The organism is Pseudomonas sp. UBA4194 (assembly GCF_002379585.1).
GTDB lineage: Bacteria > Pseudomonadota > Gammaproteobacteria > Pseudomonadales > Pseudomonadaceae > Aquipseudomonas.
Map to the genome: position 1 here is coordinate 28,895 of NZ_DFUE01000037.1, position 7,298 is coordinate 36,192.

The following is a 7,298-nucleotide window of genomic DNA, read 5'->3' on the forward strand; positions in this document are numbered from 1 at the left end:
TACGCTAAAGAGAGCTCGTCAACTAACAGGACCTCGCCATGAAGCGAGTCCAACTGGGGGAATAATGGATTTGTGGACCGCCATGCAGGCGCTGATCCTTGGGATCGTGGAAGGTTTGACCGAGTTCTTGCCCATATCGAGTACTGGACACCAGATCATCGTCGCCGATCTGATCGGCTTCGGCGGAGAAAGGGCCATGGCCTTCAATATCATCATCCAACTGGGTGCGATATTGGCTGTGGTGTGGGAATTCCGTCGCAAGATCCTTGAGGTGGTCACCGGACTGCCGACGCAACGCAACGCCCAGCGTTTTACCGTGAACCTGATCATCGGCTTCCTGCCCGCGGTGGTGCTGGGGGTAATTTTCGCCGACAAGATTCACGAATACCTGTTCAACCCCATCACCGTGGCCGTTGCACTGGTAGTGGGCGGCATCATCATGCTGTGGGCTGAAAAGCGTCAGCACGTGGTGCGGGTCAACCACGTGGATGAAATGCGCTGGACTGATGCCCTGAAGGTCGGTTTCGCCCAATGCCTGGCGATGATTCCGGGCACCTCGCGCTCCGGCTCGACCATTATCGGCGGCCTGCTGTTCGGCCTGTCGCGTAAGACCGCCACCGAATTCTCGTTCTTCCTGGCCATGCCAACCATGGTCGGGGCGGCGGTGTACTCGGGCTACAAGTTCCACCACCTGTTTCAACCTGCGGATTTCCCGGTGTTCGCCATCGGTTTCGTGACCTCGTTCATCTTCGCCATGATCGCGGTGCGTGGTTTGCTCAAGTTCATCGCCAACCACAGCTACGCGGTATTCGCCTGGTACCGCATCGCGTTCGGTCTGCTGATTCTGGCCACCTGGCAGTTCGGCTGGATCGATTGGCACAATGCGCAAGGTTGAGCAATCGAGGCGACGTCCATCAGGTCAACCCGTGCAGCACCTCGGGTTCAAATGGACAGTTTTTGTACTGTTGCTGGTATTGCCGCTGCTGGGTGGCCTGAAGCTTTCGATGGCAGGGCATTACCTGCCATTGGCCGCTTACGGGCTGCTCAGTGTGGTGACGTTTGGCCTGTACTGGCATGACAAACGTCGCGCCATGGCCCAGGGGCAGCGCACGCCGGAAAACCTGCTGCACGCCAGTGAACTGCTGGGTGGCTGGCCCGGCGCATTGATTGCCCAGCAGGCGTTTCGGCACAAGACACGCAAGGTGTCGTACCAGTTGGTGTTCTGGCTGATAGTGCTGGTGCATCAGGCGTTCTGGGTGGATCAGATCGTGTTGGCCGGGCGGTTTCTGGGGCGGGGTATATAGCCTCACCGCAGCACCCACCTACACATACCGCTGATCATGCTCGTCGAACACCTTCGCCAAATGATCGATCCAGGCCCGCACCGCTGGCAACACACCACGGCGATGCGGGTACACGGCCTGCAGATGTCCGCCTGGTAGCCGCCATTCAGGCAACAGCTGCACCAATGCGCCGCTGGCCAGCTCCTGGTGGCAGTGCATCATGGGCAGCAGGGTGTAGCCCAGATCGTCCAGGGCCGCCGCCTTGCGCACCACGAAGTCCTCGATGCCCAGCCGGGCCTCCTGCACCAGGTAATATTTTTCACCCTTGGCACCCAGCAAGCGCAGATGCACCTTGCGGTCGGCCTCCAGGGCTGCCAGTACGGGCAACCGCGTGAGGTCAGCAGGGCTGTCTATCCGGTGCGACGCCGCCAGCGTCGGGCTGGCAACCAGAATGGTGCGGGCTTCGAGCAAGCGCACGGTCACCAGTCCCAGGTCTTCGTCGCCTGGTTCGCGTACGCGCAGGGCCACGTCGATGCCTTCGCTGATCAGGTCGACGCGGCGATTGAGCAGCACCATGTCCAGCTGAACCTGGGGGTACGCCTTGAGGAAGCCGCTGATGATGTCTGGCAGAAATTCATGGGCCAGGCCCACCGGACACGACACCCGGAGTCGCCCTCGCGGTTCGCTCGACAGACTGGCGACGACCTCGTCGGCCATCTCCGCTTCGAGCAACATCGCCTGACAGTGCCGCAGGTAGCGTTCGCCGACGCTGGTCAGGGTGAGCTGACGCGTAGTGCGCTGCAACAAGCGGGCGCCGAGCCGCTCTTCCAACTCGGCGATGCGTCGAGAGAGCCGTGATTTGGGCACCCCCAGTAGCCGACCCGCCGCGGCGAAGCCTTGAGCCTCTACCACTTTGGCGAAGTAGTACAGATCGTTGAGATCCTGCATGGTCACTGCTCGATTGTCCTGTCAGTGAGACAATCTAGCGCATTTGAGCTATCTAATCATTCATTCGGAAGCTCTGTAGGATGACCCTCATCGACTCATCATTCAGGAGCTACCCTATGAAACTGTTGCACATCGACTCCAGCATCCTCGGCGACAACTCGGCTTCGCGTCTGCTCAGCAGCGCCGTGGTCCAAGCCTGGAAGGCTGCGCAGCCTGATCTTGAGGTGACTTACCGTGACTTGGCGGCCGAGTCGCTGAGCCATTTCTCGGCAACCACGCTGGTCGCCGCTGGTACCGCTGCCGAGTTGCGCGATGCCGCGCAGCAGTATGAAGCGGCACTGAGCGCCGACACCCTGAACGAGTTCCTGGCTGCCGACGCTGTGGTGCTGGCTGCGCCGATGTACAACTTCACCATCCCGACTCAACTCAAGGCCTGGATCGACCGTATCTGTGTGGCCGGGCAGACGTTCCGCTACACCGAAGCCGGTCCGCAAGGCCTGTGCGGTGGCAAGAAGGTGGTGATCGTTTCCACCGCCGGTGGCTTGCACGCTGGTCAGCCCAGCGGTGGTGCGCATGAGGAGTATTTGAAGACGCTGCTTGGTTTCATCGGGATTACCGACATCGAGATCGTGCGGGCTGAAGGGCTGGCGTATGGTGAACAGGTGCGTGGCGATGCGATGGCTGCAGCTCAGGCGCAGATTGCTGAGGTGTTTGTCGCTGCTTGATCAGGTTGGGGTTGGGGGGTGAATGGTCCACTCACCCCAGCCCTCTCCCTGAGGGAGAGGGAGCCGATCACCGATATACGCAGCACCGCGATCCGCTTCTAGCTCCCTCTTCCTCAGGGAAAGGGGGCCGATCACCGATATACGCAGCACCGCGATCCGCTTCTAGCCCCCTCTCCCTCAGGGAGAGGGGGCCGATCACCGATATACGCAGCACCGCGATCCGCTTCTAGCTCCCTCTCCCTCAGGGAGAGGGGGCCGATCACCGATATACGCAGCACCGCGATCCGCTTCTAGCTCCCTCTCCCTCAGGGAGAGGGCTGGGGTGAGGGGACCATCCACCCCAAATCCCCAACCCATCCACCGCCCCCCTCCCAACCCTGCAAAAACTTTCACGGAACCCGCCCCCGTCTTGGCCCATCCTATGCTTATCCAGAACCCATCCCCTCGGTTCTGACAAGGAAGAGCGCCGCGATGGTCCGTCGTTGTGCGATATGCATCGTCTACCTGTGTTTCGGCCTGCTTTCAGTGCAGGCCGAGGCGGCCCCGCACCCGAACTGGAGCGTGGGTTTCCATCGCCTGACCTTTCCCGACCCGCTGGATCAGCAACCCATGCAGGCCTTCGCCTTCTATCCTTCCACGGATCGGCGCCACGCCAGCAAGGTCGACGGCTACACCATCGATGCCAGCGAAGACGCCCAGATCGCCATCGGCCGCTTTCCGATGCTGATGTTGTCCCACGGCAACACCGGGACGCCACTAGCCCTGCATGATCTGATCACCTCCCTGACGCGGCGCGGCTTCGTGGTGGTGGCGGTGGTCCACCCAGGCGACAACTATCGCGACCACAGCCGCCTGGGCAAGCTCAGCAACCTGTATGGACGGCCGCTGCAGATTTCCGCTGCCATCACCGGTGCCTTGAACGATCCGATGCTCTCGCCCTTCGTCAACGCCAACCAGGTAGGGGTGATCGGTTATTCAGCCGGCGGCGAGACAGCGTTGATTCTGTCGGGTGCACAACCGGACCTGGATCGTTTGCGCAAGTACTGCGAAGAACGTCCCTACGATGCCGATGCCTGCCAGACTCAGGGGGAATTGGTAGTCGACCGCGACGATCTCATCCCCGAAGCCGATCCCAGGGTCCATGCCTTGCTGCTGATGGCGCCCTTGAGCCTGATGTTCGGCCGCCAGACCTTGGCCGATGTGCACGTGCCCACCTTGATCTACAGCGGCGACAACGATCAGCTGGTGGCTATCGACAAGAATGCCGAAGCGCTCGCGCGCAAGCTGCCGGATCACCCCGACTACCGCTTGCTCGCCGGCGCTGGGCATTTCGTGTTCATGGCGCCCTGCAGCGATGACCAGCGCAACGCAATGCCGGCGCTATGCAATGACGCCGAGGGTGTCGACCGAGAGGGCATTCACCGCAGCCTGATCCACGAGGCCGGACGCTTCTTCAGCGAAGCGCTGGGCCGGCCGACCCGAGCAGGCATGCAAACCGCCGATCAGTGATCGCGACGCGATAACCACCAGGTCAATGCCAGGGCGACCATCGACAGCAGGGCGGCAATGGCGAAGATGGAGGCGTAACCCATCAGCGCCGCCACCGCACCCATCACCGGTCCGGCAATCGCCAGGGCCAGATCGAAGAATACGGCGAATGCACTGAGCCCCGCGCCACGGCTGGCGCTGGGCACTTCGCGGATGGCGACCACGCCCAACGCCGGGTACACCAGCGACAGGCCCAGGCCGGTGAGGCCTGCCCCGATCAGGGTGAACAGCGGCGAGGGCGCCAGCCACAGCAGCAACAACCCCAGGGCTTCAGTGGCCATGCAGGCCAGGGCAACGGTAAAGCCACCCAGATGCTTGATGCTGTTGATGAACACCAGGCGGGCAATGATGAAACAGGCGCCAAAGGCGGTCAGGCAATAGGCTGCGCCTTCCCAGCCCTGATCGACGTAGTACAGGGTAATGAAGGTGGTCAGGGTGCCGTAGCCGATGGACGCCAGCATCAGCGCCGCGCCATGGGGGGCGACCCGACCGAATGCAGCCCAGAACGGCATGCGTTCGCCACGCACGATGGGTGCGGGCGGGGTATTGCGGATCATGAACAAGGCCAGGCCGCTGAGGGCAATGAGCGCCACACCCAACGTCCAGAAGCCCAGGGCCGCGACCATGATCACCCCCAGCGGCGCGCCGATGGCGATGGCGCCATAGGAAGCGATGCCGTTCCAGGAGATCACCTTGGCCATGTGCTCGGCACCGACCCGGCTGATGCCCCAACTGCTGGTGCCCACGCCTATGGCGCCTTGGGACAGACCGAGGATGACCCGGCCCACGATAAGAATGCCCAGGCTCCACTGCGGCACACCCTGCAGCAGGGTAGAGGCCAGCGTCAGCACGCCACTGATACCGATGCCGATCAGGCCGTAGACAATGGTTCGCTTGGTTCCCAGGGCGTCGGCCATGCGCCCGGCGGTGGGCCGGCTGAGCAGGGTGGCCAGGTATTGCACGCCGATGACGATCCCGGCCGCTACGGCGCTGAACCCCAGCTGGTCATGGACGTAGCCGGGCAGCACCGCTATCGGCAGGCCGATGGAGAAGAACGCGATGAAGGTGTAGAACGCGATGGAGATGATTTGCAGAGTAACGGATGACGGCGGTAGCGACGCAGGTTGGGCTGGCTCGGTCATGGGCTCGTTCGCGGGCAGGCGGATGGAGAGCCCCATGATGGCCGGGGGCTGGCGGAAATGAAAGCAGGCTAACGAGTTCTTTGGGCGGTTGGCGCTAACATCAGCAGATTGTGCCGAATTACCCTGAGTCGACGGCCCAGTGTGGCGGACTCAGTCACCTAGCAGGAACAAGGTCTTCTCGTCTTCTTCGCCATCGAAGAAGCGATCCAGCACGGTCTTGAACAGCGGGTGCTCACAAGCGATGTTGGCGAACAGGGTCATGGACGAGCGCAGCTTGATATCGTCGGGGCTGCCGAGAATGTCCAGCGCGCTGCGGTCGTCGTGAGTCAGCAAGGCGTTGACGCATTCCTCCAGCCGCGGCCCCAGCACCGGATGCATGAGGTAGGCCTGCGCTTCGCCGGCGCCACTGATGCCGAAGCGCTCGGCCATCTCGCTGCGTCCCAGCCCCTGCATCTGCGGGAAAATGAACCAGATCCAATGGCTCTGTTTATGACCATTGCGCAACTCTTGCAGGGCGCGGGCATAGACCGTGCGCTGGGCATCGACGAAGCGTTGCAGCTGATAGGTGTCGTTCATGGCCGGTAAATCCCGCAGGGGTTATTTGCAGTTCTGGCCACGTCCGCACGGCAGAGTTCCATCGGCGCGAGCGGATGGAACGGCCCACGAGGCCGCCAGTCCCAAGCAACACACGCCGCACGTCGAGGCATTGGTCATGGCACAGGTTCGTATAGGCATTTCGGGATGGCGCTACCCACCCTGGAGAGGGGACTTCTACCCGCAGGGTCTGGCGCAGAAGCACGAGTTGAGTTTCGCCTCCAGAGCCGTTAGCAGCATCGAGCTCAACGGCTCGTTCTACTCGTTGCAGACGCCTGCGCATTACGCACAGTGGTATACCGATACGCCGGCGGGATTCATGTTCAGTGTCAAGGGCGGGCGCTATATCACCCACACCCGGCGGCTCAAGGACATTGAAGTGCCCTTGGCCAATTTCTTTGCCTCGGGTCTGTTTCAACTCAAGGAAAAGCTCGGCCCGATCCTTTGGCAGTTTGCGCCGAACTTCAAGTTCGACCCCGAACGGTTCGAACACTTCCTGCAGTTGTTGCCCCACACCGCACAGCAGGCGCGGGACCTGGCCAAAGCCAGTGAGGCCCGACTGCACAAGCCGGGCTACCTGGAAATTCCGACGCGGCTGAAGATTCGCCACGCCGTTGAGATTCGCCATGAAAGCTTTGCCGTACCGTCATTCATTGCGCTGCTGCGCAAGTACAAGGTGGCCCTGGTGGTGGCAGATACGGCAGGCAAGTGGCCCTATCTCGAGGACCTGACCACCGATTTCGTGTACGTGCGCCTGCACGGTGATGCCGAACTGTACAAGAGTGGGTATTCGGATGCGGCAATCGAACATTGGTACGAACGCATCAAGTGTTGGAGCGAAGGCGGACAGGTCAAGGATGCCCAGACGGTCGGCAAAGGTGTTGGCGGCAAGCGCAAGGGGCGGGATGTGTTCTGTTACTTCGACAATGATGTGAAGGTCAGAGCACCTTACGATGCTCGGTCGCTGTTGCAGCGATTGGGGTTGGAGGAGGGGCTGGCGGTGGAGCCTGGGGTTGAGGTGGATGTGGGGGTGTTGAAGTAGGGTGGATTTGGGGTGA

At 61.7% G+C, this 7,298-nt stretch carries 8 protein-coding genes; 5 read left to right on the forward strand and 3 right to left on the reverse strand.

Annotated features, from left to right (window positions below):
- Window positions 1-64 precede the first annotated feature (64 nt).
- Both B3397_RS09695 and B3397_RS09700 read left to right on the forward strand, forming a co-directional pair.
- On the forward strand, window positions 65-895 hold the full coding sequence (locus B3397_RS09695; RefSeq protein WP_296249436.1) for an undecaprenyl-diphosphate phosphatase: 831 nt from the start codon (window positions 65-67) through the stop codon (window positions 893-895).
- The gene (locus tag B3397_RS09700; protein WP_296249438.1) at window positions 882-1,304 is read left to right on the forward strand and encodes a DUF1294 domain-containing protein; all 423 of its coding nucleotides are present in this window, start codon (window positions 882-884) and stop codon (window positions 1,302-1,304) included. The genes B3397_RS09695 and B3397_RS09700 overlap by 14 nt, the downstream gene beginning before the upstream one ends.
- 18 nt (window positions 1,305-1,322) lie before the next feature.
- Here the strand turns inward: B3397_RS09700 and B3397_RS09705 are convergent, their stop codons facing one another.
- Window positions 1,323-2,231: a LysR substrate-binding domain-containing protein gene (locus B3397_RS09705; protein WP_296249440.1), complete on the reverse strand. Its 909-nt coding sequence runs from the start codon at window positions 2,229-2,231 to the stop codon at window positions 1,323-1,325.
- Between the two features lie 116 nt (window positions 2,232-2,347).
- On the opposite strand from B3397_RS09705, the gene B3397_RS09710 reads away from it, so the two are divergent.
- Together B3397_RS09710 and B3397_RS09715 are read left to right on the forward strand one after the other, a co-directional pair.
- Window positions 2,348-2,956: an FMN-dependent NADH-azoreductase gene (locus tag B3397_RS09710; protein WP_296249442.1), complete on the forward strand. Its 609-nt coding sequence runs from the start codon at window positions 2,348-2,350 to the stop codon at window positions 2,954-2,956.
- A 471-nt stretch (window positions 2,957-3,427) separates the two neighbouring features.
- Entirely contained in the window at window positions 3,428-4,465 is a 1,038-nt protein-coding gene (locus B3397_RS09715; RefSeq protein ID WP_296249444.1) for an alpha/beta hydrolase family protein, read from the forward strand.
- Here the strand turns inward: B3397_RS09715 and B3397_RS09720 are convergent.
- Both B3397_RS09720 and B3397_RS09725 read right to left on the reverse strand, forming a co-directional pair.
- Window positions 4,459-5,646 (reverse strand): MFS transporter, encoded by a 1,188-nt coding sequence (locus tag B3397_RS09720; protein WP_296249446.1) that lies wholly within the window; start codon window positions 5,644-5,646, stop codon window positions 4,459-4,461. The two genes, B3397_RS09715 and B3397_RS09720, sit on opposite strands and share 7 nt — an antisense overlap.
- 150 nt (window positions 5,647-5,796) lie before the next feature.
- Window positions 5,797-6,222, reverse strand: coding sequence for a DUF1810 domain-containing protein (locus tag B3397_RS09725; RefSeq protein ID WP_296249448.1), 426 nt, complete (start codon window positions 6,220-6,222; stop codon window positions 5,797-5,799).
- A 136-nt stretch (window positions 6,223-6,358) separates the two neighbouring features.
- Between B3397_RS09725 and B3397_RS09730 the strand changes: the two genes are divergently transcribed.
- Complete coding sequence (locus B3397_RS09730; protein WP_296249450.1) at window positions 6,359-7,282, forward strand: DUF72 domain-containing protein; 924 nt, start codon at window positions 6,359-6,361, stop codon at window positions 7,280-7,282.
- The last annotated feature ends 16 nt before the right edge of the window (window positions 7,283-7,298 follow it).

Bases quoted from the DNA above. Each gene is read 5' to 3' on its own strand.
- B3397_RS09700 (WP_296249438.1), top strand. From the start codon at position 882: ATGCGCAAGGTTGAGCAATCGAGGCGACGTCCATCAGGTCAACCCGTG.
- B3397_RS09725 (WP_296249448.1), bottom strand. From the start codon at position 6,222: ATGAACGACACCTATCAGCTGCAACGCTTCGTCGATGCCCAGCGCACG.
- B3397_RS09715 (WP_296249444.1), top strand. From the start codon at position 3,428: ATGGTCCGTCGTTGTGCGATATGCATCGTCTACCTGTGTTTCGGCCTG.
- B3397_RS09705 (WP_296249440.1), bottom strand. From the start codon at position 2,231: ATGCAGGATCTCAACGATCTGTACTACTTCGCCAAAGTGGTAGAGGCT.
- B3397_RS09710 (WP_296249442.1), top strand. From the start codon at position 2,348: ATGAAACTGTTGCACATCGACTCCAGCATCCTCGGCGACAACTCGGCT.
- B3397_RS09720 (WP_296249446.1), bottom strand. From the start codon at position 5,646: ATGACCGAGCCAGCCCAACCTGCGTCGCTACCGCCGTCATCCGTTACT.
- B3397_RS09730 (WP_296249450.1), top strand. From the start codon at position 6,359: ATGGCACAGGTTCGTATAGGCATTTCGGGATGGCGCTACCCACCCTGG.
- B3397_RS09695 (WP_296249436.1), top strand. From the start codon at position 65: ATGGATTTGTGGACCGCCATGCAGGCGCTGATCCTTGGGATCGTGGAA.